The 21,513-nt window shown below is 64.5% G+C and carries 20 protein-coding genes; 8 read left to right on the top strand and 12 right to left on the bottom strand.

The window, feature by feature from the left end; translation table 11 throughout:
* Nucleotides 1-186: 186 nt before the first annotated feature.
* The 4 genes from XI03_RS13960 to XI03_RS13945 form a co-directional block, all read right to left on the bottom strand.
* Nucleotides 187-1,911: an FAD-dependent oxidoreductase gene (locus tag XI03_RS13960; RefSeq protein ID WP_271592447.1), complete on the bottom strand. Its 1,725-nt coding sequence runs from the start codon at nucleotides 1,909-1,911 to the stop codon at nucleotides 187-189.
* Nucleotides 1,912-1,970: 59 nt separating this feature from the next.
* Nucleotides 1,971-2,990: a S1C family serine protease gene (locus XI03_RS13955; RefSeq protein ID WP_212476180.1), complete on the bottom strand. Its 1,020-nt coding sequence runs from the start codon at nucleotides 2,988-2,990 to the stop codon at nucleotides 1,971-1,973.
* 92 nt (nucleotides 2,991-3,082) lie between these two features.
* Nucleotides 3,083-3,529, bottom strand: coding sequence for a hypothetical protein (locus XI03_RS13950; protein WP_038946952.1), 447 nt, complete (start codon nucleotides 3,527-3,529; stop codon nucleotides 3,083-3,085).
* Between the two features lie 7 nt (nucleotides 3,530-3,536).
* Nucleotides 3,537-5,135 carry a GMC family oxidoreductase gene (locus XI03_RS13945; RefSeq protein ID WP_271592446.1) on the bottom strand — a complete coding sequence of 533 codons (1,599 nt, stop codon included), beginning with the start codon at nucleotides 5,133-5,135 and terminating at the stop codon, nucleotides 3,537-3,539.
* Nucleotides 5,136-5,335: 200 nt separating this feature from the next.
* Here XI03_RS13945 and XI03_RS13940 point away from each other — a divergent pair, with 200 nt between their 5' ends.
* Complete coding sequence (locus tag XI03_RS13940; RefSeq protein ID WP_028143129.1) at nucleotides 5,336-6,124, top strand: thermonuclease family protein; 789 nt, start codon at nucleotides 5,336-5,338, stop codon at nucleotides 6,122-6,124.
* A gap of 220 nt (nucleotides 6,125-6,344) precedes the next feature.
* Here the strand turns inward: XI03_RS13940 and cyoD are convergent, their stop codons facing one another.
* Genes cyoD through XI03_RS13920 form a run of 4 tightly spaced genes read right to left on the bottom strand, consistent with a single transcriptional unit; the run spans nucleotide 6,345 to nucleotide 10,192 of the window.
* Complete coding sequence (cyoD, locus tag XI03_RS13935; RefSeq protein WP_018322693.1) at nucleotides 6,345-6,731, bottom strand: cytochrome o ubiquinol oxidase subunit IV; 387 nt, start codon at nucleotides 6,729-6,731, stop codon at nucleotides 6,345-6,347.
* Nucleotides 6,728-7,369, bottom strand: a complete 642-nt coding sequence (locus tag XI03_RS13930) for a cytochrome (ubi)quinol oxidase subunit III (protein WP_038946948.1) — start codon at nucleotides 7,367-7,369, stop codon at nucleotides 6,728-6,730. The genes cyoD and XI03_RS13930 overlap by 4 nt, the downstream gene beginning before the upstream one ends.
* A complete protein-coding gene (gene cyoB, locus XI03_RS13925; RefSeq protein ID WP_271592445.1) occupies nucleotides 7,369-9,369 on the bottom strand; it encodes a cytochrome o ubiquinol oxidase subunit I in 2,001 nt (666 codons plus the stop codon). Before cyoB ends, XI03_RS13930 begins: the two co-directional genes overlap by 1 nt.
* Entirely contained in the window at nucleotides 9,359-10,192 is an 834-nt protein-coding gene (locus XI03_RS13920; RefSeq protein WP_028143133.1) for a ubiquinol oxidase subunit II, read from the bottom strand. The genes cyoB and XI03_RS13920 overlap by 11 nt, the downstream gene beginning before the upstream one ends.
* 248 nt (nucleotides 10,193-10,440) lie before the next feature.
* Between XI03_RS13920 and XI03_RS13915 the strand changes: the two genes are divergently transcribed.
* Nucleotides 10,441-11,241, top strand: a complete 801-nt coding sequence (locus XI03_RS13915; RefSeq protein WP_271592444.1) for an SDR family NAD(P)-dependent oxidoreductase — start codon at nucleotides 10,441-10,443, stop codon at nucleotides 11,239-11,241.
* Between the two features lie 44 nt (nucleotides 11,242-11,285).
* Here the strand turns inward: XI03_RS13915 and XI03_RS13910 are convergent, their stop codons facing one another.
* A complete protein-coding gene (locus XI03_RS13910; RefSeq protein ID WP_028143135.1) occupies nucleotides 11,286-12,620 on the bottom strand; it encodes a PQQ-dependent sugar dehydrogenase in 1,335 nt (444 codons plus the stop codon).
* 210 nt (nucleotides 12,621-12,830) lie between these two features.
* Between XI03_RS13910 and XI03_RS13905 the strand changes: the two genes are divergently transcribed.
* The 3 genes from XI03_RS13905 (at nucleotide 12,831) to XI03_RS13895 (ending at nucleotide 15,387) form a co-directional block, all read left to right on the top strand.
* Nucleotides 12,831-14,033: a urate hydroxylase PuuD gene (locus tag XI03_RS13905; protein ID WP_271592443.1), complete on the top strand. Its 1,203-nt coding sequence runs from the start codon at nucleotides 12,831-12,833 to the stop codon at nucleotides 14,031-14,033.
* A gap of 143 nt (nucleotides 14,034-14,176) precedes the next feature.
* Nucleotides 14,177-15,034: a VOC family protein gene (locus tag XI03_RS13900; RefSeq protein ID WP_271592442.1), complete on the top strand. Its 858-nt coding sequence runs from the start codon at nucleotides 14,177-14,179 to the stop codon at nucleotides 15,032-15,034.
* 77 nt (nucleotides 15,035-15,111) lie between these two features.
* Nucleotides 15,112-15,387: a hypothetical protein gene (locus tag XI03_RS13895; protein ID WP_018322685.1), complete on the top strand. Its 276-nt coding sequence runs from the start codon at nucleotides 15,112-15,114 to the stop codon at nucleotides 15,385-15,387.
* Nucleotides 15,388-15,393: 6 nt separating this feature from the next.
* Here the strand turns inward: XI03_RS13895 and XI03_RS13890 are convergent, their stop codons facing one another.
* Entirely contained in the window at nucleotides 15,394-16,428 is a 1,035-nt protein-coding gene (locus XI03_RS13890) for a L,D-transpeptidase family protein (protein WP_271592441.1), read from the bottom strand.
* Nucleotides 16,429-16,612: 184 nt separating this feature from the next.
* Here XI03_RS13890 and XI03_RS13885 point away from each other — a divergent pair, with 184 nt between their 5' ends.
* Nucleotides 16,613-17,572, top strand: coding sequence for a lytic transglycosylase domain-containing protein (locus XI03_RS13885; protein WP_271592440.1), 960 nt, complete (start codon nucleotides 16,613-16,615; stop codon nucleotides 17,570-17,572).
* 48 nt (nucleotides 17,573-17,620) lie between these two features.
* Here the strand turns inward: XI03_RS13885 and XI03_RS13880 are convergent, their stop codons facing one another.
* Nucleotides 17,621-18,748: a DUF1236 domain-containing protein gene (locus tag XI03_RS13880; protein WP_271592439.1), complete on the bottom strand. Its 1,128-nt coding sequence runs from the start codon at nucleotides 18,746-18,748 to the stop codon at nucleotides 17,621-17,623.
* A gap of 106 nt (nucleotides 18,749-18,854) precedes the next feature.
* On the opposite strand from XI03_RS13880, the gene XI03_RS13875 reads away from it, so the two are divergent.
* Nucleotides 18,855-19,316 (top strand): NUDIX domain-containing protein, encoded by a 462-nt coding sequence (locus tag XI03_RS13875; RefSeq protein ID WP_271592490.1) that lies wholly within the window; start codon nucleotides 18,855-18,857, stop codon nucleotides 19,314-19,316.
* A 21-nt stretch (nucleotides 19,317-19,337) separates the two neighbouring features.
* Here the strand turns inward: XI03_RS13875 and XI03_RS13870 are convergent, their stop codons facing one another.
* A complete protein-coding gene (locus XI03_RS13870; protein ID WP_271592438.1) occupies nucleotides 19,338-20,321 on the bottom strand; it encodes a Bug family tripartite tricarboxylate transporter substrate binding protein in 984 nt (327 codons plus the stop codon).
* A gap of 449 nt (nucleotides 20,322-20,770) precedes the next feature.
* On the opposite strand from XI03_RS13870, the gene XI03_RS13865 reads away from it, so the two are divergent.
* Nucleotides 20,771-21,418: a hypothetical protein gene (locus tag XI03_RS13865; RefSeq protein WP_038971803.1), complete on the top strand. Its 648-nt coding sequence runs from the start codon at nucleotides 20,771-20,773 to the stop codon at nucleotides 21,416-21,418.
* The last annotated feature ends 95 nt before the right edge of the window (nucleotides 21,419-21,513 follow it).

The following is a 21,513-nucleotide window of genomic DNA, read 5'->3' as shown; positions in this document are numbered from 1 at the left end:
GACGCAAGCTCTCTCCACGCGTCATTGCGAGGAGCTCGCGACAAAATTGCGCAGCAATTTTGCGCTGATGCGACGAAACAATCCAGACTGCCTCCACGAAGGATTCTGGATTGCTTCCGCCTTCGCCAAGGCTTCGGCGGACAAGTCGCTACGCTCGCAATGGCGCGGATATAGCGGGTGCGCTCCTCAGACAACCGCCTTCGCAGCACTCGGCGCTATCATCGCCCCCTCCGCCAGGTGCCGCCCCGCAATATACCCGAACGTCAGCGCCGGCCCTAACGTGATCCCCGGCGCCGGATAATTGCCGTTCATGATCGAGCCCATGTCGTTGCCGCAGGCGTAGAGGCCGGCGATCGGCGTGCCGTCCTCGCGCAGCACACGGGCTTGCGCATCGACCTTCATGCCGATGGCCGTGCCGAGATCAGCCGGATGGATGCGCATCGCGAACAACGGCGCGCGGACGATCGGCGCAACGCAGGGATTGGGCTTGTGGCTGATATCGCCGAGATGGCGCTGGTAGATGGTGCTGCCGCGGCCGAATTCGCCATCGCGCCCCTCCTTCGCGCCTTCGTTGTAGCTCGCGACCGTCGCCGCCAGCACCGGCGGCTGGACGCCGATCTTCGCCGCGAGCGCCGCGATATCAGGCGCCTCGACCAACTCGCCGCTCGCCACATAGCGCCGATAGCTGCGCGTGAACGGCTTGATGCGGCCGAGGCCGTAAGCCCACAGGAACCGGCGGTCGCAGATCAAATAGAACGGCCGGTCCGGCTCGCCATTGCCATGACGGAGCATAGCGAGCACGAATTCATGGTGGGACAGCGCCTCGTTGACGAAGCGCCGGCCCGCCGCGTTGACGGCGATCACACCGGGCTTGGCGCGGTCGGTCACAAGGTGCGGGAACACGCCGCGGCTGCCGTCGGCGCGGCGGAACAGCGAGGCCGGCACCCAATAGGCCGGGCTGGTCGCGTCCGTATTGAGCGCGGCACCAGTCGTTGCCGCGAGCCGAAGTCCGTCGCCGGTGCTGGAGGGGTTGGTCGCCGAGACAAATCCAGCCGCCGCCGGGAAGAAGCGCTTGCGCAAGCTCGAATCGTGCGAAAAGCCGCCGGTCGCCAGCACCACGCCCCGGCGCGCTGCGATCGGCCGGTCGCGGGAGCCATGACGGATCACCACGCCGCTGACGCGTTCGCCCTGCATCGAGAGGTCTTCGACGTCGGCGCTGAAGAGAACTTCGACCTGCCGCGCCAGCAGCGAAGCATAGAGCTGCGCGGCAAGTGCGTTGCCGAGATGCAGCGACGTTCCGCGCGGGCTGCGCAGCCGCTGCAGCGCATATCGAGAGACCAGCCGCGCCGCGCGCATGGTCGAGCGCAGCGATTTTCCAACGCTGCGCAAATGCGGAACGTCGAGTGGATCGACCATCATCCCGCCGAACAGGGTGAACTCCGGCAGCGGTGGCCGCAATCGCGCAAAAGCGGCGCCGAGCCGCGTGCCATCGAAAGCAGCCGGCTCCAGCACGCGGCCGCCAGACGTTGCGCCCAGCCGCTCCGGATAACAATCCGGCCAGGTCTTCACCGGCTGGAGGCGAACTTCCGTGTTGGCTTCGAGATAGGCGATCGCCTCGGGCCCGCGCGCGAGGAAGGCGGCACGCAGACCGGCATTGGCGGGCTCGGGCACCGTGCTCGACAGATATTGGACGGCATCCGCGACGCTGTCGGAGAGCCCGGCCTCCTTCATCCTGGCATTGGCGGGGATCCAGACCATGCCGCCAGACCGGGCGGTGGTGCCGCCGACAAACGCGGTCTTCTCGATCACCAGCACGCGCAGGCCCTGCGCAGCGGCAACGGCCGCCGCCGTCATGCCACCGGCACCGGCGCCGATGACAATGACGTCGTAGGTCTCATGCGCCGGCATCATGCGGCGGGTTTCCGGGGACGAGGCATGACACCGTCATACCTCGCCCGGAGGGGCCGACGCTAGCGCGCAGGCTTCCGCTCGATCGGATCGATGTCGATCGCCCGCAGGCGGCCGAGCCGCAGCACATCCATGGCGAGCCGCCGGCCGATCCGGTCGCGATCGAGCACGCGGATCAGATCGTCGACGCCGTTGATCTCGACGCCGTCGAGCCTGATCACGACGTCGCCGGGCAACAGTCCCGCCTTCGCCGCCGGACCGTCCGGCTCGATCTGCGCGAGCAGCGCGCCCATCTTGTTTTCGATGCCGGCCAGCACCGCATGCCGCCGCGGCACCGGCGCGGTCTGTCCGGCGACGCCGATATAGGCGCGGCGGACATAGCCGTGGCGGATGATCTCCGACAGCACGAATTGCGCGGTATTGCTGGCGACCGCGAAGCAGATGCCTTGCGCGCCGTTGATGATGGCGGTGTTGATGCCGATCACCTCGGCATTCGACGACAGCAGCGGGCCGCCGGAATTGCCGGGGTTGAGCGCGGCATCGGTCTGGATCACGTCCTCGATGGTGCGGCCGCTGACCGAGCGGATCGAGCGGCCGAGCGCCGAGACCACGCCGGCAGTCACGGTCGATTCGAAGCCGAGCGGATTGCCGATCGCGATCACGAGCTGCCCGCGGCGCAAGGTCTTGGAGTTGCCGAGCGCGGCATAGGGTAAGTCGCGCACGCCATTGGCGCGCAGCAACGCGAGGTCGGTGTCGGGATCGACGCCGAGCACCTGGGCCTCGCCGACATGGCCCTCGACGTCGCGCAGCCGGATCTCCTTCGACGTGCCGACCACGTGGCTGTTGGTGAGGACGAGGCCATCAGGCGAGATCACGATGCCCGAGCCGAGTCCGCCGCGCTCACGGCCGTTCGGCACTTTCGGTCCGGTCTCGACACGCACGACCGCGGGGCCGACCCGGTCGGTCACATCGATCACGGCATTGGAATAGGCGTCCAGCAAAGCCCGGTCATCGGCCGGCGCAGATGCCGTCGTTCGCGATGACGCGGCGTCATCGACGATATCTGAGGTGAAATCCAGCATGGCAAGAGTCCTTGAAGGCTCACACAGATGGTGGCCTATGCCCGGCCGCGCAAGGTGCCAGCCGGGCGCGCAGGGCTGGACTGCCCAGATGGCTAGGGCGCCCGCCTGAGCGTACCGGCCCTCGCCTTCACCGGGTCGAGCAGCGACCAGTCCCCATCCGGAAGCACATGGCCCTTCGGGAATGGCGCCCGCAGTTCGATCCCCAGCGAACCCAGCACGCGGTCGTCGCGGTAGTAGCATTGCAGCACGACGCGGACGAGCGTCGCGGCGGCGACGCCGCCGTGTTTGCGAAACTCCTGCGCCACCGCATCGCGCCTGGCGGCATCGAGCTCGGCGAGCGGCGCTCCTGCCAGCCGCGCCAGATCATCCAGCGCGGCCGCGACCAATTTGGTATCGCGGCCAAGCGTTGCGAGCATATCTGCCTGGATCGCGGGATCGTCGGCGCCGGGCACCTTGTACTCGTCGCTGGCGGGAACGATCATCGCGGCGATGCTGCGGAGGTCGTCGCGTTGGGTGCGCGTGAGATTGTCTGCGGACATGGCGGCCTTAATCAAACAAATTGGCGAGGCGCTGCTTCATCTGGTCGGCGATGTAGAGCGCGAGGGCTTGGATGGTGGAGGTCGGGTTCACGCCGCCTGACGTGACAAAAATGCTGCCGTCGACGATGAAGAGATTCTTGACGTCGTGCGTGCGGCCCCATTCATTGACCACGGAGCTCTTGGGATCGGTCCCCATCCGCGCGGTGCCGAGCAGGTGCCAACCGCCCCAGGGGATCGGCGAGTTGACGCAGATATCGGTGGCGCCCGCGGTCTCCAAAACCTCCCGGCCACGCGCCAGCGCATGCTCCATCATCTTCCGGCTGTTCTCGCTGATCGTGTAGTCGATCTTCGGCGCGGGAATGCCGTGGCTGTCTTTCAGGGCGGGATCGAGCGTGACGCGATTATGCTCCTCCGGCAGATCCTCACAGATCGCGGAAAATCCGAGCCGGTGGCCGTTCAGCTTGCGGAAGACGCGGTGATGATCCTCGCCCCAGGGCAGAATGCCCTTTTGCTCGCTGACGACAGCCTCGAACACCGGCCCGGCCCCGCGCACGAACTGAACGCCATATCCGCGCACGAAGCCACGCGAGGGGTCCGTGTCGTACCACTCCTTGCTCCACAGGCAGGTCGGCGGCGCGCGGTTGCTATCGGTCGGTTCTTTTACATAGCCGTAGATCTGCGCGTAGGGATGGAACATCAAGTTCTTGCCGACGAGGCCCGACGAATTGGCAAGGCCATTCGGAAAACGCGAAGACGCTGAATTCAGCAATAGCCGTGGCGTGCCGACGCCGTTGCAGGCGATGATGACGACATGCGCGGGTTGGAACTGCTCGATGCCGTCCTTGTCGTAATAGACCACGCCCGAAGCCATACCGTTCTCGTCGGTGGTGATCTCGCGCACCCGGCAATGAGTGCGCAGCTCGACGCCGGCGCGAATCGCCTGCGGCCAATAGGTGATGTCGGTGGAGGATTTCGCGCCCTGCGCGCAGGCCGGCGTGCAATGGCCGAGATTGATGCATCGCGCCCGGCCCTCATAATCCATCGTCGCGACCGTCGTGTCTGACGGCCACCAGTGCCAGCCGAGCTTGTTCATGGCCTTGCCGATGATGGCGCCGGACAATCCGAGCGGCTGTTGCGGCATCGGCGGATGCGTCAGCGGCGAGAGCGGATCGCCTGACAAGCCCGACGTGCCCATGATCCGGTCGTTCTCCTCGAAGAACGGGGTCAGCGCGTCGTAGTCGATCGGCCAGTCGTCTGCGACGCCGTCCAGCGTCCGCACCTTGAAATCGGAGGGATGCAGCCGCGGCCAGTGCGCGGTGTACATCACCGTGGAGCCGCCGACCGCATTGTAGTTCACGACCTTGATCGGCGAATTGTCGTCGTTGATCGGATAGTCCTCGGGCCGGCCGCGGATATTCGGGCTCGACGACCACTCGCCGTAGAACTTGGCTTCCCAGTCGCGGCCGGTGCTGGGATATTCCGCCGGGTTCATCCAGCCGCCCTGCTCCAGGCAGAGAATGTGCATCTTGGTCTCGGCCAGCGACCACGCCACCGCCGCGCCCGAAGCGCCGGCGCCGATGATCAGCACGTCCACGGGGTCTTTCATCGCAACCTTTTCCTCCCGCCCTCGCCGCTTCCCGGGCGATTCGGCCTGCACGGTCCGCAAGGCCCGCGAACGATAGGGTCAGAGCGGGCGGGGAGTAAAGCCGCGGGGCCGGAATGTCGCACTTCGCAGGGTGCAGACCATTGGTATCGCCACATCCGGATGCTAGGAACAGGCGCACGAGCAATCGATAGCGAGACCGTATGTCCTTCCGAAATGTCTTTGCCGCCGCCCGCGCCTTTGCGCTCGTTTTCTTTTTCGCCTTGTCCGGAGTCCTGGCGTCTTCCGAGCCGGCTTCCGCGCTGACCGCCGCCGCGACAGTCCGCGACGGCAACTCCATCCAGCTTGGCGACGTTACCTACCGGCTCGACGGCGTCGACGCGCCCGAGCTCGACCAGGTCTGCATCGACGACCACGCCGATCCCTGGACCTGCGGCATCGAGGCTCGCGACCAGCTGGCGAAGCTGATCAACAAGCGCTCCGTGCGCTGTGACGATGTCGGGCCGGAGAAGAGTTTTGGCAAACGGCACCGCGCGATCTGCACGGCTGAGGGCGACAAGGCCAGCTTGAACGAACAGCTGGTCAAGCTCGGCTTTGCCGTTGCGCGGGAGCCGATCAAGGCGAACGTCAAGCCGGCCGTGGCCGAGGCCAAGTCAGCTGCCGCCGGGATCTGGAAGGGCTGTTTTGTTGCACCGCAAGACTTCCGCGCGGGCAAGAAGGACGGCGCACTGCTGGGCGCCGCCTGCCGCCCGGACCGCGACAAGGAAATTCGGGCCGTGCTGTTCCCGGAGGAGCTGACGATGCCGCCGAGTTGCAGCATCAAGGGAAAGCTCGCGGTGCGCGCACGCGTCACCGGCAATATCGGCATCTATCATTTGCGGGGTTGCCCGAGCTACCCGGCGACCACCAAGCCGGACCGCTGGTTCTGTTCGGAGGACGACGCCCAGGCGGCCGGCTTCCGCAAGGCCTATAACTGCCGCCGGCCGAAGTGAATAATTTCCTCACGCATCCGTGAGTAGTAGACCGGGACCGTATTGATCCGGAATTGAACTCCTTCGCGAGTTGCTGCACTCATAAAGGTAACGCAAGCGCTTGCGCGAGCGTTTCCTTGGCAGCAATCCGGCTCCGGCCCGATTGCCCTGCTTGGGCGTTTCCTCCCTAGACTTGGGCCGCTTGTCACAACAAGCGGCTCTTCTTTTTTGGGCGGCTCTATCACTGCATCCGCATGATCTGGTCCATCGGCGGCATGTTCGCATTCAGATGCGCCATGATCCAGACCGTGCCGCCCACCACCAGGAAGACCACCAGCAGGCCGAAGGCCAGCGCCAGCACGTTGTTGGTGTTGTCGGGACCGGTCGTGATGTGCAGGAAGAACACCAGATGGACCCCCATCTGCGCGATCGCCAGCACGATCAACGCAACCGGGATGGAGGGCTGCCAGACCAGATCGGTGCCGGCGATGAAGAACGACGTCGCCGTGAGCAGCAGCGCCAGGACAAGGCCGACGACGTAGCCAAGAATACGGGTGCCGACACTGTGTTGCTCTTCCTCGCCCGGCGCGAGGTCGTGGTCGCTCCGCGCGTGGCTCTGATCGCTCATGCGGCACTCCCAAGCAAATAGACGACGGAGAACACCCCGACCCAGACGATGTCGAGCGCGTGCCAGAACAGCGCAAAGCACATCATCCGGCGCAGGACATCGGCGCGAAAGCCTTTCGCGAACACCTGGGCCATCATGGTGAGCAGCCACAGCACGCCGGCCGAGACATGCAGGCCGTGGCAGCCGACCAGCGAGAAAAACGCGGTCAGGAACGCGCTGCGCGACGGGCCATAGCCGCGCGCGACGAGGTCGGCGAATTCGCGGAATTCGATCGTCAGGAATATGAGTCCCAACAGACAAGTCACGCCCATGCCGAGATAGAACCAGAACCGGTTGCGCACATCGGCGGCAATGCTGGCCATGCCGCAGGTAAAACTCGACAACAGCAGGCAGACCGTCTCGATCGCGACATTCCTCTGCTCGAAGATCTCCGAGCCCTTCGGGCCGCCGGCCGTCTGCCCAGACAGCACCGCATAGGCCGCGAAGAAGCAGGAGAACATCACGATGTCGGACAGCAGGAAGACCCAGAAGCCGTAGGCGGTCACGATCCGCTTCGAAGCGGGTCCGGGATGCTCGATGACGAGCCCGATGTGATGGGGATCGGCATGCGCATGGCCGGCGGTCGCGGTCATCGCCATCAGACCGGCCCCGCCACGCTGACGAGGCTGCGTCGTTCCTCGATATTGATGCGGTCAATCGCGGCGACCTCCTGCGCGGGAATGACGTATTCGTCGTGGTCGCGCCAGGCGAACACGACGAAGGTCGCGAACGCGCCGATCCCGCCCAGGATCACCATCCACCAGATATGCCAGATCAGCGCAAAGCCCATGATGGTGGCGAAGAACGCGCAGACGAAGCCGGTCGGGGAATTCCGGGGCATCTCGATGTCCTGGTATTCCGGCCTGTCGCGTTCGAGCGATTGCTGCTGGGCATGGACTTTCATGTCCCAATAGGCGTCCTCGCCGCGCACGTCGGGATTGAAGGCGAAGTTGAACACCGGCGGTGGCGACGAGGTCGCCCATTCCAGCGAACGGCCGTCCCAGGGATCGCCGGTGCGGTCGCGCAGCGACTCGCGGTTGCGGATGCTGACCACGAGTTGCACGATCTGGCAGATCACCCCGATCGTCAGCACGGCCATGCCAATTGCTGCAACGATCATCCAGGGCCGCCACGCCGCGACGTCGTAATGCTGCATGCGCCGGGTCATGCCGAGCATGCCGGCAATGTAGAGCGGGATGAAAGTGATGAAGAAGCCGAGGAAGGTGAACCAGAACGCCAGCTTGCCCCAGCGTTCGTCGAGACGAAGACCAAACGCCTTCGGAAACCAGTATTCGAAGCCGGCAAAGGCGCCGAACAGCACGCCGCCGATGATGACGTTGTGGAAATGCGCCACCAGGAACATGCTGTTGTGAAGCATGAAGTCGGCCGGCGGCACCGCGAGCAGGACGCCCGTCAATCCGCCGACGATGAAGGTCACCATGAAGCCGACCGCCCACAGCATCGGCGTCGCGAAGCGGATGCGGCCGCCATACATCGTGAACAGCCAATTGTAGATCTTCACGCCCGTCGGCACCGCGATGATCATGCTGGCGATGCCGAAGATGGCATTGACGTCCGGCCCCGCGCCCATCGTGAAGAAATGATGCAGCCAGACCATGAAGGAAATGACGCAGATCGCCATGGTCGCAAGCACCATCGAGCGATAGCCGAACAGCCCCTTGCCGGAGAAGGTCGAGACCACCTCGGAGAAGATGCCGAAGGCCGGCAGCACGAGGATGTAGACCTCCGGATGTCCCCAGGCCCAGATCAGGTTCATGAACATCATGACGTTGCCGCCGGCCTCGTTGGTGAAGAAATGGAAGCCGAGGTAGCGGTCGAGCAGCAGCATCGCGAGCGTGGCGGTAAGGATCGGAAAAGCTGCAACGATGAGGAGGTTCGAGGCCAGCGTGGTCCAGCAGAACATCGGCATGCGCAGGTAATTCATGCCCTTGGTGCGTAGCTTCAGCACCGTGGTGACGAGGTTGATGCCGGCCACCAGCGTGCCGACGCCGGATATCTGCAGCGACCAGGCGTAATAGTCGACGCCGACGCCCGGCGAATAGGACAGCTCCGACAGCGGCGGAAAGGCGAGCCACCCGGTGCGCGCGAACTCGCCGACCACGAGCGAGAGATTGACCAGCAGCGCACCGGTCGCGGTCAGCCAGAACCCGACCGAGTTGAGCGTCGGGAAAGCGACGTCGCGCACGCCGAGCTGCAGCGGCACGATCAGGTTCATCAGCCCGATCACGAACGGCATCGCCACGAAGAAGATCATGATGGTACCGTGCGCCGAGAAGATCTGGTTGTAGTGCTCCGGCGGCAGATAGCCCTGCGACTGGTAGGCGACGGCCTGCTGGATCCGCATCATGATGGCGTCGCTGCCACCGCGCAGCAGCATCACCGAGGCCAGCAGGATGTACATCACGCCGATGCGCTTGTGATCGACACTGGTGATCCATTCGCTCCAGAGATAGGGCAGATGCCCCTTCGCCACGACCCAGATCAGCACGCCCAGGATCGCGACCAGCACCACTGCGCCCGCGACCAGCGGGATGGGCTGATCGAACGGAATGGCCGACCAATCGAGCTTACCGAGCATCGTGGCCTCCACTGTGCGGACGGCCTGCATCGGAGAGCAGTTCCGGCCCCGGTCCCGGCGGAATGTGCTGGGTTGCGATCAGATCGAACAGCCGGGGATCGTCGAGACGGTAGGTCGGCCTGCCCTTCTCGACGCCCTGCTGCATCAGCTTCTTGTAGCTGTCCTCATTCAGCACGGCATCGGTCTTCGCCGTGGTCGCCACCCATTCCGGAAAGGCGAGCGGCGAGACCACGTTGACGTCGAACATCATGTCGGGAAAGCCGTCGCCGGAGAAATGCGCGGACAACCCCTGCAGCTTGCCTTCGTTGTCGGCGCGCAGGTTCAGCTTCGTCACCATGCCGTTCATGGTGTAGATCATGCTGCCGAGCTGCGGGATGAAGAACGTGTTCATCACGCTCGACGACGTCAGCTGAAAGTTCAGCTCGGCGCCGGCCGGCACCGTCAGCGTGTTGACGGTGGCGATGCGCTGGTCCGGATAGATGAACAGCCATTTCCAGTCGAGCGAGACCGCTTGAATGCGCACCGGGCTTCCAGTCCCCGGCACCGGTGCTGCGGGATCGAGTTGATGCGAGCCGATCCAGGCGACGCCGCCGAGCAGGATGACGGTGAGCGCAGGGATCGCCCACACCACCATCTCGACGCGGCCGGAATAGACGAAGTCAGGCTGGTAGCGCGCTTTTGGATTCGAGGCGCGAAACCAGAACGCAAAACCGAGAATCGCGAAAATGGTCGGCACCACGATCACGAGCATGATGAAGACGGAATCGACCAGAATCGTGCTGTTGGCCGCAGCCACGGGCCCTTGTGGGTCGAGCAGATTCATCGGCAAGCCACTGGCGGTTGGGAAGCCCCAAGACAGAGCCTAGCGCGGGAAAGGCTCCGCAACAAACGCGGCGACCTCAGAACGGTTCCTGAACCGCGAGGGCCAGCCATGCGCGTTGGGCCGGCGCAACATGCAAATCCATGCGATGTCAATGACATGAACGCAAAAGCCGCGCCCTTCTCTCCGGTCGGGGCGATTGCTAATCTGCACGAAAATAATGGGAAGTCCGGATCAGGGAGTGAACCGAAATGCGCTTGAAGAACAAGGTCGCCATCGTCGTCGGGGCCGGACAGAGCCCCGGCGAAGGCATGGGCAATGGCCGCGCCACCGCGCTGACCTTCGCGCGCGAGGGCGCAAAGGTCTTGTGCGTCGATCATCATCTGGAATCGGCGCAGGAAACGGTGGCGTTGATCACCGCGAAACATGGCACCGCCGCGGCCTTCAAGGCCGACGTCACGAAGTCGGCCGACATCAAGGCGATGGTTAAGGACGCGCAGTCGCGCTGGGGGCGGATCGACGTGCTGCACAACAATGTCGGCGTCAGCCTGTCCGGCGGCGATGCCGAGCTGCTGCAATTGACCGAGGAAGCGTTCGACCGCGTCGTCGCCATCAATCTGAAGAGCTGCATTCTGGCGGCGAAAGAGGTGATCCCGATCATGCGCGCGCAGGGCAGCGGCGCCATCATCAACATCTCCTCGATGGCGGCGATCACGAATTATCCCTATGTCGCCTACAAGGCGACGAAGTCGGCGATGATCGCCTTCACCGAACAGCTCGCCTACCAGAACGCCGAATTCGGCATCCGCGCCAACGTCATCCTGCCCGGCCTGATGAACACACCGATGGCCGTCGACACCCGCGCCCGTGAATGGCACAAGACCCGCGCCGAGGTCGAAGCCGAACGCGACGGCAAGGTGCCGCTGCGTCGGAAGATGGGCACCGGATGGGATGTCGCCAACGCCGCGCTGTTTCTGGCGTCGGATGAGGCGAACTTCATTACGGGCGTGACGCTGCCGGTGGATGGTGGAGCCAGCGTGAGACGGGGGTAGGTCAGGCGAGCGCCTTTCTTACCCTCCCCTGGAGGGGTGCACCGTCACTGCGGCGCGTGCGTCACCCGCCAGATCGTGCCGTTGCCGTCCTCCGACACCAGCAGCGATCCATCCTTCGCCACGGCTACTCCCACCGGCCTGCCCCACACCTCCGTGTCGCTCACGACAAAACCCGTGACGAAATCCTCGTACTCACCCGTCGGCTTGCCGTCCTTGATCCGGATGCGGATCACCTTGTAGCCGGTGCGCTTCGACCGGTTCCAGGAGCCATGCTCGGCCGCGAAGGCGTCGCTCTGATACTCGGGCGGAAACTGCGTGCCCTGATAGAAGGCCATGCCGAGCGAGGCCGAGTGCGGCTGCACCAGCACGTCGGGGACCGTCACCTTGTCCTTGATGTCCGGCCGCGCACCGGCATGGCGCGGGTCCTCGTTGGCGCCGATATAGAACCAGGGCCAGCCGTAGAATGCGCCTTCCTTCACGCTGGTCACATAGTCGGGGACGAGATCGTCACCGAGGCCGTCCCGCTCGTTGGTCGAGCACCAGGGCAGACCGGTTTGCGGCTGAATTGCGAGACCAACGCAATTGCGGATGCCGGTGGCGTAGATCTTCCGCTCCTTGCCATCGGGATTGAAAGCCAGCACCGCCGCGCGTTCGGTCTCACTTGCCCAGGCCGCGCCGAGCGGTTGCGTTTTCGACCACGCCTCCATCCCGCCCGGCGGCGTGCCCAAACCTTCCGCAACGTTGCTGAGCGAGCCGACGGAGACCAGCATGCGCTTGTTGTCAGGCGTGAAGACGATGTCGCGGGTGGAATGGCCGCCGTCATGCGGCAGGCTCGGCACGATCGTCTCGGCCTTGCCGCGCGCCTTGAGATCGCCGGCCTGATAGGGAAAGCGGACGACGCTGTCGGTGTTGGCGACATAGACCCATTGCGGATTGTCACCGTTCGGGAAGAAGGCGATGCCGAATGGCTGCCTCAGTCCGCTGGCGAACACTTCATTGGTCGCGATCTTGTTGCCCTCCCCGGCACGAAGCACGCGAATGGTGCCGGCCCGCGTCTCCGCGACAAAGACGTCGCCGTTCGGCGCCACCCGCACGATGCGCGGCGCGCGCAGGCCTTCGGCAAACAGCTCGATCTTGAACCCCGCCGGCACCTGAAGCGCAGCCTCGGCCGGGCGCGGCACCACGCGTGACGAGCTCGCAACCGAGCGCGTGGCGCCGGGCCTGACCAGATCCTGCGGCCGGATCAGCCTGACCGTGCCTGGCTTGTCGGCTTGCCAATCACCATAAGCGTCCTTGCCCTGCAACACCGGCTCGGCCTGCGCACCGGTAGCAATCAGTAGCCCCGCGGATATCGCGACGGACAAAATTCTGCTCTTCAAATTGTCCTCCCGGCCTGCAATCTCTCGAACATCGATACCACCGCGACACGTCGAAGCTCTGCCGCATCCCACGTCACCTGATGCCCGCACGATGTGCATCAGCTGCGCCCATCGTACTGGAAAACCCCGCCGATAGGTGCGACACATTGTAAGGGCGGGGGTTGCGGTCATCAAAGCTGCGGCATCGCTGTCGCAATTGACGGGATGATCATGTGGGGATCCATCATATCGGAATGGGCGAGCCTGCTGCTGCGCTGGCTCCACGTGGTGGCGGCGATCGCCTGGATCGGCAGTTCCTTCTATTTCATCGCCCTCGACCTCAGCCTCAGGCCCAAGGGCAACCGAACGAGTGACCTGCCCGACGGCGTCCAGGGCGAAGCCTGGCAGGTCCATGGCGGCGGCTTCTACCGGATCATGAAATATCTGGTCGCACCCTCCCAGATGCCGGACGAGCTCACCTGGTTCAAATGGGAGGCTTACACCACCTGGCTGTCCGGCTTCGCGCTGATGGTGGTGGTTTATTATCTCGAGGCCGATCTGTTCCTGATCGACAAATCGATCCTCTACCTCACGCCGTTCCAGGCCGGCCTGTTCAGCCTTGCGAGCCTGGCACTGGCGTGGCTGCTCTATGAAGCCGCCTGCCGTACCGGCCTTGCCCAGCGCGAGCTGCCCTTCGCCATCGGCGGCTATCTGTTCCTGGTCGCGCTGACCTATGCCTTCACCCATGTGCTGAGCGGCCGTGGCGCCTTCAACCAGATCGGCGCCATCATCGGCACCATCATGGTCGCCAACGTCTTCGCGCTGATCATCCCGAACCAGAAGAAGATCGTGGCCAGCCTGATCGCGGGACAGGTGCCGGATCCAAGGCTCGGCAAAGCCAGCAAGGAGCGCTCGGTCCACAACAACTACCTGACGCTGCCCGTGGTCGTGCTGATGATCAGCAACCACTATCCCCTGCTCTACGCCACGCGCTTCAACTGGGTCATCGTCGCGATCATCCTGGCGCTCGGCCCCGTGATCCGCCACTTCTTCAACAAGCGCCACGCGGGGCGGAAATCGCCATGGTGGGTGTGGGGCGTCGCAGCAATCAGCGTGATTGCGATCCTCTTCCTCTCCGCCGCAGGACCGCGCGAGGTCAAGTCGGGCGCACTGCCGACACAGCCGACCCTTGCCGCGGTCGAGGAGATCGTGATGTCCCGTTGCAGCATGTGCCATGCCGCCGAGCCGGTCTGGGCCGGCATCGTGACCGCGCCGAAGGGCATCCTGCTCGATGCGCCCGAGCACATCCATCGCAACATCCGCCTGATCGGCCGGGTCGCGGCCTGGTCCAGCGCGATGCCACCGGGCAACATCACCGAGATGACCAGCCAGGAACGTGCGATCCTTGCCGCCTATCTCGAGCAGGCTCGCTGATGCTGCCGTGCGTCGACAGATCCGCGGAATGAAATTCCGCATCTCCTGCTGAATTGAAAATGACTTGACCGCCTATCCGGCGTAGACAGGACCAGCGGCCGCCGACGCGGCCCAAAGTCATTTGCATGCGCGGGGAAAGAACAGTGGCCCTCAAGAACATCATCGGTATCGACCACGCCGTGGTCATGGTTCAGGACCTCGACAAGGCTGCCGAGAACTACCGCCAGCTCGGCTTCACCGTGTCGCCGCGCGGCACCCACAGCGCGCATATGGGCACCGGCAATTACACCATCATGTTCGACCCCGATTATATGGAGCTGCTCGGCGTGCTCGTCGCGACCGAGCACAATGTGCCGGCGCGCGCCTTCCTCGACAAGCGCGGCGAAGGCATCGAGCGTATCGCCTTCACCGCGGTCGATTCCGCTGAAGGCGCGGAGGAGATCCGCGCACGCGGCCTGACGCCGATCGGCCCGACCGATTTCGAGCGGCCGGTAACCTTGCCCAACGGCACGGTCTCGGCGGCCAAATTCCGCACTTTCATGTGGCCGACAGCGGAAGCGCCCGGCGGGGTACGCATCTTCGCCTGCCAGCACAAGACGCGTGACACGGTTTGGATTCCCGAGTTGATGAAGCACGCCAATGCGGCGAAGCGGATCAGGCAGACGCTGATCGCAACGCCGGAGCCGGCAAAGGACGCCGCGCATCTCGGCAGGCTGATCGACCGCGAACCGAAGGCGGAGGCCGACGGCGCGGTCACGGTGCCCTCCGGCGGCGATCGGGCCGACTTCGTCTATCTGACGCTGGACCAGCTCGCCAAACGCTATCCGGGCGTGCCGCTCGCGGGCCTTTCCGACCGCGGCGGCGCTGCGCTGGTGCTCGTCAGCGGCGATCTGTCCGCGACCGAGAGGGCGCTGGGGTCCGCCGCCGTGCGCAGCGGGGCTGCGCTCTGTGTGCCGCCGGCCAAGGCCAACGGCACCCTGCTCGCCTTCATTGCCGCCTGATTTGAACTAATTCTTTAACGCGTGTTTACCCGGCGGCTCTAGGATTCCCTGCAATCCAAGCCACCGGGACCCGACGCATGTTCAAAGAGGGATCGCCGATCGCCTATGACGCCCCGGCCGAATTGAAGAAGTGGCCGTCGCTGAAGGGCGAGAGGCAGAAGGACCGAGGTCCGCCCTATCTCGTCTACAACGGCACGCTCGCCGACTGCGTCCGCGAGCTCATGGGCAAGCCGATCAAGGGCATCTCGCTCTACGACATCATGACGAAGCCGCAAGCGGCCTTCGATCAGACCGTGCTGTCGCCGGGCGATGCCGCCGAGATGGCGATGCGCAAGGATTTCCCCAAGGACTAGCAAGAACTAATTCGCGGCGCGCCTGCCGGGCGTCTTGTCCTTCTGCTTCGAGGAAGATTCCGTCGGCGCATCGAGGAAGACGACGGGCGTACCACGCTTGGTGTTGTCGCCGAGCGTGCGGGCGTCCCAATTGGTCAGCCTGACGCAGCCGTGGGACGCCGACTTGCCGACCCTGTCGGGCTCCGCCGTCCCGTGGATGCCATAGCCCTGCGCCGACAGCCCGATCCAGTACGATCCCACCGGATTGTTCGGGCCTGGCTTGATGTCGAACGGCTCCCTGGATTTTACGCTCTTGAACTTGTACTCGGGATTGTAGTGGTAGGTCGGCTTCTCGTTGGTGCTTGTGACCTTGAGTGTGCCACTCGGCGTCGGACGATCCGGGCTACCGATTGAAGCCGGGTAGAACGCGAGCAGAGCACCACTCCCGTCGAACGCTTTGAGCGTCCCCTGTTTCTTGTCGACCTCGAGCCGTGCAATGCGAGGCAGCTCTTTTCGCGCGGAAACATTCGCAACGACGATCGTCTCGCCGGCCTTGTCAAAGGATTTTCCCGGATTGAGCACCTTGAGCAGATCCGCGCTCATGTGGAATTTCTCGGCGAGCCCCTCGAGCGCGCTGGTGTAGCTCAGCGCCTTCAGCGACCTCATCTGCTCGAGCCTGGCCGGCAGTTCCTTCAGGAAAGGTCCTTTTACGTCGGCCTCGTCGATCTTGTAGTCGACGACAATGGCTCCCTCGCTCGCTGCCGTCAGCTTGTCCCAGAGTTCGGGCGCAATTCCCTTCTCGGATGCGATACCGTTCTGCTCGGCAAATGCCTTCAGCGCCTTCTGCGCGTTCTCGCCGAGCTTGCCGTCGATCTCGCCGGGCGAGAATTGCGCACGATCGAGCAGGACCTGAAGCTTCACCACCGATGCGTTGAGCTTGTCGGTGGCCGGCTGTTTTGCGGGCCGCGCGGCATCATTCACCGCTTTTGCATCGAGATTGCCCGCGAGCACCGGGCAGATGAGCCACAGCGACATCACCGCGCCAAGCATCCATCGCATCATGATCGCTCGTCCAATTCGAAAAATAGAGGTCCGCGAAACCGCGGGAAGTTTCTGTTTGGGAACACCGTAGTAACACCGAAGGAACCGACGAGACCGCAGCTTTGCCGCAATCGGACGGTTAATAACTTCTTATCGCCGGCGCACCGCTGGCCGTTCATCCCACAGTTCGAGGTTGTCTCCGCAAATGCGATTTGTCATCGCGGCTTGCGCCGCGTTCTTGATTCTGATGTGCGACCTCGATCCGTCGGCGTCCCGGCAAACATCAACTTTCGACCGCGCCGTTATTCAAAACAATCGGGCCTCCCCACTTGTTCCGGTGGTCGAACTCTTCCTCGCAAGTGTGCAGGCCATCGAGCTCGCCAACGCGCGTGCCGCCTATGAGCAGGTGATCGAGCCGCCCCGCGCGGACGAGCCAGCCCCACAGGCGCCGGTTTCCCCGACCGAGCGATTTTGCCACGCGCTTCGCGAGGCCGCCGAGGCCAGCGGCATTCCCGTGCCATTCTTTGCCCGCCTGCTCTGGCAGGAGAGCCGCTTCAAGTCCAACGAGGTGAGCCAGGCCGGCGCCCAGGGCGTGGCGCAGTTCATGCCTGGGACGGCCGCCGAAGTCGGACTCGACGATCCCTTCGATCCCATGAAGGCGCTGCCCGCATCGGCAAAATTCCTGCGCAAGCTTCGCGACGATTTCGGCAATCTCGGACTCGCCGCGGCTGCGTATAATGCCGGTCCCGGCCGCGTTCAGAAGTGGCTCGCCAAGGAGAGCGAGCTGCCCCGTGAGACGCGCGACTATGTCCGCATCATCACCGGCACCAAGGCTGAGGACTGGACCGAGCGGTCGGAGGCGCTCGCGATCAGGATCGACCTGCCGCGCGAGGCGCCGTGCGAAGGCATCGGCAGCCTCTCCAAGGCCAAGGATGTCGCCTGGGTCCCGGTGAACCTGACACCCTCGGTCGCGACCATCATTCGCAAGGCCGAACAGCTTGCGGCGCGCCTGTCGACAAACCGCGCGCGCAAGCGGTTCGTATCCCTGCTCCACAAAAGCGCCTCGGCCCGTGGCAAGGCGAGGAGCATGATTGCAGCCCGCGCGGCGAAGGGCACCAAGGCTCGCGCCATCCGTATCGCGGCACGCGAACGTTCGGCGATCTGACGCACAAATCGAGAAGCCGCCCGGTGGGCGGCTTCCGACGGCGATGAACTAATCGATCTCCTCGATCACGCGTCGTTCGCGAGGCTCGATGACATAAGTCCGGGTATCGCGATGGATGTAGCGGTACTCCCGCAGGTCGGGCGCATCACGGTAGACCGTGCTCGGAAATTCCTCGACCTCGACGCTATCAGGGACGCGATCGCCGACATGGATCTCGGTGCGTGCGGTGCTTCCGGTGGTCTGCCGTTCGCTCCGGCCCTCGGGACGAGCTTTCGCATGCTTGCGGATCGCATCGCGATCGCGGTCAGAGAACTTGCTGGCGCTGCGCTCGCGGGCGGTCGACGTCGTCGTTGCCGTGGATTTCCCCGAATACGGCAGCACCGTCACGATCTTGTAGGTCGCAGGATCCACCACGACGATCTCATCCTTCACCAGCGCGAAGCTGTAGCCGCGATACTGCGGCACGATCTCGACGACATCAGGCGGAAGGGTCGAGAGGTGCACATCGCGCGGCACCACCGTGCCGACATTCAGCGAGAAATTGACGCTGGTCAGCGGCCGGACGTTCAGATGCGAGATCGAGGCGCTGATCTTCGTCTCCTGCTGGCGGTTCAGATTGACGTTGGTCTGCGCAGCCGCCTGAGAGTTGGTCCCAGACCGCTCGCCCTGCGCCTGATTGCCGGTTGGCGCCGTCGGTGCCTGCTGAGCCTGGTTGGTCCCGGATGCAGCGGGCGCCTGCTGCGCCTGATTGCTATTGGCCGGCGGCGGATTGGACCGATCCTGCGCCTGGTTCGTGTTTGCCGGCGGCGGGTTGGCGCCCTGCTGGGTCGCGGGCTGGTTGCCGGTCGTGTTCGAGCTTGCCGTGCCGCTCTGCGGCCGCGAGGTGTCCGTGCTGTTCGCAGCATTGGACGTGCTCGATCCGGAATTGGCAGCCCCGGAGGACGGCGCGGTGCTCTGCGTCGTCTGTGCCGAGGTTCCTGTCGACGGTGATTGCTGCGGCTGCGATGTGGTCTGCGGCGTGCCGGTCGCGCCGGATGGCGAGGTCGTCGCTGGCGCCGTGGAACTTGATTGGGATTGCGGCGTCTGCTCAGACTTCGTGGTCGTGCTTGGCGATTGCGCGAAGGCGGCGTTCGCCAGCACCAGCCCTAATGCGGTGGTTGCCAACAGGCGGATCATGGTTCACTCCCTTTTATCAAACGAACGTTGGCTACTAACCTGCGCTAAAACGGCCGGTTCCACTTTTTCCCGAGACAAAGCGGACCGCTTCTGCACGGAACCTGCGATGCCATCGAAGAGTGCCGGGATCATCGCCTATCGCAAACGCCGGGCGATCGAGATCCTTCTCGTTCATCCCGGCGGGCCGTTCTGGCGCAACAAGGATCTCGGCGCCTGGTCGATCCCCAAGGGCGAGTATGCGGACGAAGAAGATGCGGAGACCGCCGCGCGACGGGAATTTGCCGAGGAGCTGGGATTCGAGCTGTCCGTGCCGCTGATCGCGCTTGGCGAGGTCAAGCAGCGCGGCGGCAAGCTCGTCACCGCGTTCGCCGCCGAGCTCGATATCGACGTGCACAGCATCCACAGCAACACGTTCGAGCTGGAATGGCCGCCGCGCAGCAGCAAACGGCAAGTCTTCCCGGAGGTCGACCGTGCCGAATGGTTCACGCTCGAAGAGGCGCGGGAGAAGATCAACGCAGGACAACGCCCGCTGCTCGATCGGCTGGCGCAGCTGGCCGGCGGTGAATAGCGATGGAAACAGGTGCGCTCCCTACTCCGCCTTGATGTCCGCGGCAGCGACGACCTCGGCGAGCTCCTTGGTCTCCTTCGCGATCTTCGCGGCGTACTCGGCCGGGGTCAGCACGCTGACCACGCCCTGCGAACCGAGCTTCTCCGCGACCGGCGGATCCTTCGCGGCCGCGGCGATCTCCCGGTGCAGCGTCTCCAGGATCGGCGCCGGCGTCGACTTCGGCATGAAGAAGCCGACCCAGAACGAGATGTCGAAGCCGGGGAAGCCGGCTTCCGCGACGGTCGGCACATCGGGCAGCGCCGGCAGCCGCTCGGCCGACGACACCGCGAGCGCGCGCAACTTTCCGGCCTTGACCAGCGGCACGGCGGAGAGCGGATCGAACACGGCCAGCACCTCCTGGGCGAGGATGCCGACCTCGGCGGCCGAACCGCCGCGATAGGGCACGTGGATCAGCTTGATGCCGGCCTTCTGGCTGAGCAGCTCCATGGCGAGATGGGCAAGGTTGCCGTTGCCGCCCGAGCCGTAAGCCAGCGCACCGGGTGCGGACTTTGCCGCGGCGACGAGATCGGCGACAGTCTTGACGTTTGCCGTCTTGGGATTCTCCGGATTGACCACGAGCACGAGCGGCGCCGAGACGACGGTCGTCAGCGGCGCGAAGTCCTTTTCCGGATCGTAGCGGATATCATTGAATAGCGTCTTGTTGAGCGTGATGGTGGAGGAGTTGCAAGCGAGCATGGTGTAGCCGTCGCCTTCCGCATGCGCGACACCTTCGGCCGCAATCATGCCGTTGGCGCCGGCGCGGTTCTCGACCACGAAGGGCTGCCCGAGCTTGTTGCCCAGGCGATCGCCGATGATGCGCGCGACGACGTCGACCGGCCCACCGGCGCTGAAGCCGACCATGATTTTGACCGGCCGCACCGGATATTTCTGCGCCGAGGCCTGCGTCGACAGCGCAGCGGCGCACAATCCGGCGATGACGGCCAGCAGGCGGGCGGTTCGTTGCATTGGTTCTCTCCCCAGACATCAGCAGCGCCGCTTGTGCAGGCTTGTTGGTGCGACGCATGTGAAGATCATGAATAGCGGTCACGCCGGATTTCGCAATCGTGTTCGGGCGCCCGCATTCCGCCGCACGGCACGTGCGCGCCGCCTCCAAGCAAAAAATGCGAAAACAACCCCATGCACAGTAGACGGCCCCTGTCGGAACAAGGACTTACGCCAGGCCGCGAGCTTCGGATGTTACGAAACGATTTTGACTCGTCGGGCAAAACAGGCATAATGCCATCATCGCGATCCGCGTCAGCACCCGGCCTCCACGATCATGTGGGCCTCGCTTCGATCGCGCACAAGCCCAGCATCGACATTTAAAAACGCAATCGCCGCACGGCAACCGAGAGGGTCGGCTCGCACCAGAGGGGCCGGCTCGCGCATGCCGTGGGCTCGAAGGAGACATCGACATGACAACAGCCATGACACGCAACAGCACGACGCCAATCGTCAGGTACGGCAGCAGGCCCACCCCCCGGGTCAAGCTCACCGGACAACGGATCGCAATTCAGCATCCGGACGCGGAGACCGGCGAGCACTTGATGGGCGAGGCGCTCGGTGCCGTCGATCAAGACGCTCTGCATGGCATCCTCAAGCAATTGACGAAAGCCAGCGTGATCCTGCAGAAGCCCGATGAGGACAATCTCGCCTTCATGATCTCGATGATGAAAGGCATCGCGCCGCGGAATTCTCTCGAGACCATGCTGACGGCGCAGATGGTGTCCGTCCACGTCGCGACCATGCGCTTTGCCTGCCGTCTCGCCTTCGCCGAAGGCATCCCGCAGCAGGAGGGCATTTCGCGCACATTGACCCGGCTGGCCCGCACCTTCGCAGCCCAAATGGAGGCCCTCAACCGCCACCGCGGCAACGGCGAGCGTCCGATCACGGTGCAGAACCTGTCGGTACAGGACGGCGGCAGCGCGATCGTGGGGAATGTCGCGCAGCATGCGCATCTCATCGCTCCCGAGCCGGGCACCGCGATAGAGGCGGGACCGGTGCCGTCCGGCAACGCCGGCGAGCGCGAACGGGCCGAGGCCATGCAAGGCATCACCGCATGAGTGCCGATCGCATCCGCAACACGCGCGCGATGTCGGCGAGCGCGCGCTGCGGCGCCAGCACGCGCGGCGGCCTCGCCTGCCGCGCGCCGGCGGTG

Source organism: Bradyrhizobium sp. CCBAU 65884 (assembly GCF_028128835.1).
GTDB lineage: Bacteria > Pseudomonadota > Alphaproteobacteria > Rhizobiales > Xanthobacteraceae > Bradyrhizobium > Bradyrhizobium ottawaense.
The sequence above is the reverse complement of the archived record's forward strand: the minus strand, read 5'-3'. Positions and strand labels throughout refer to the sequence as shown.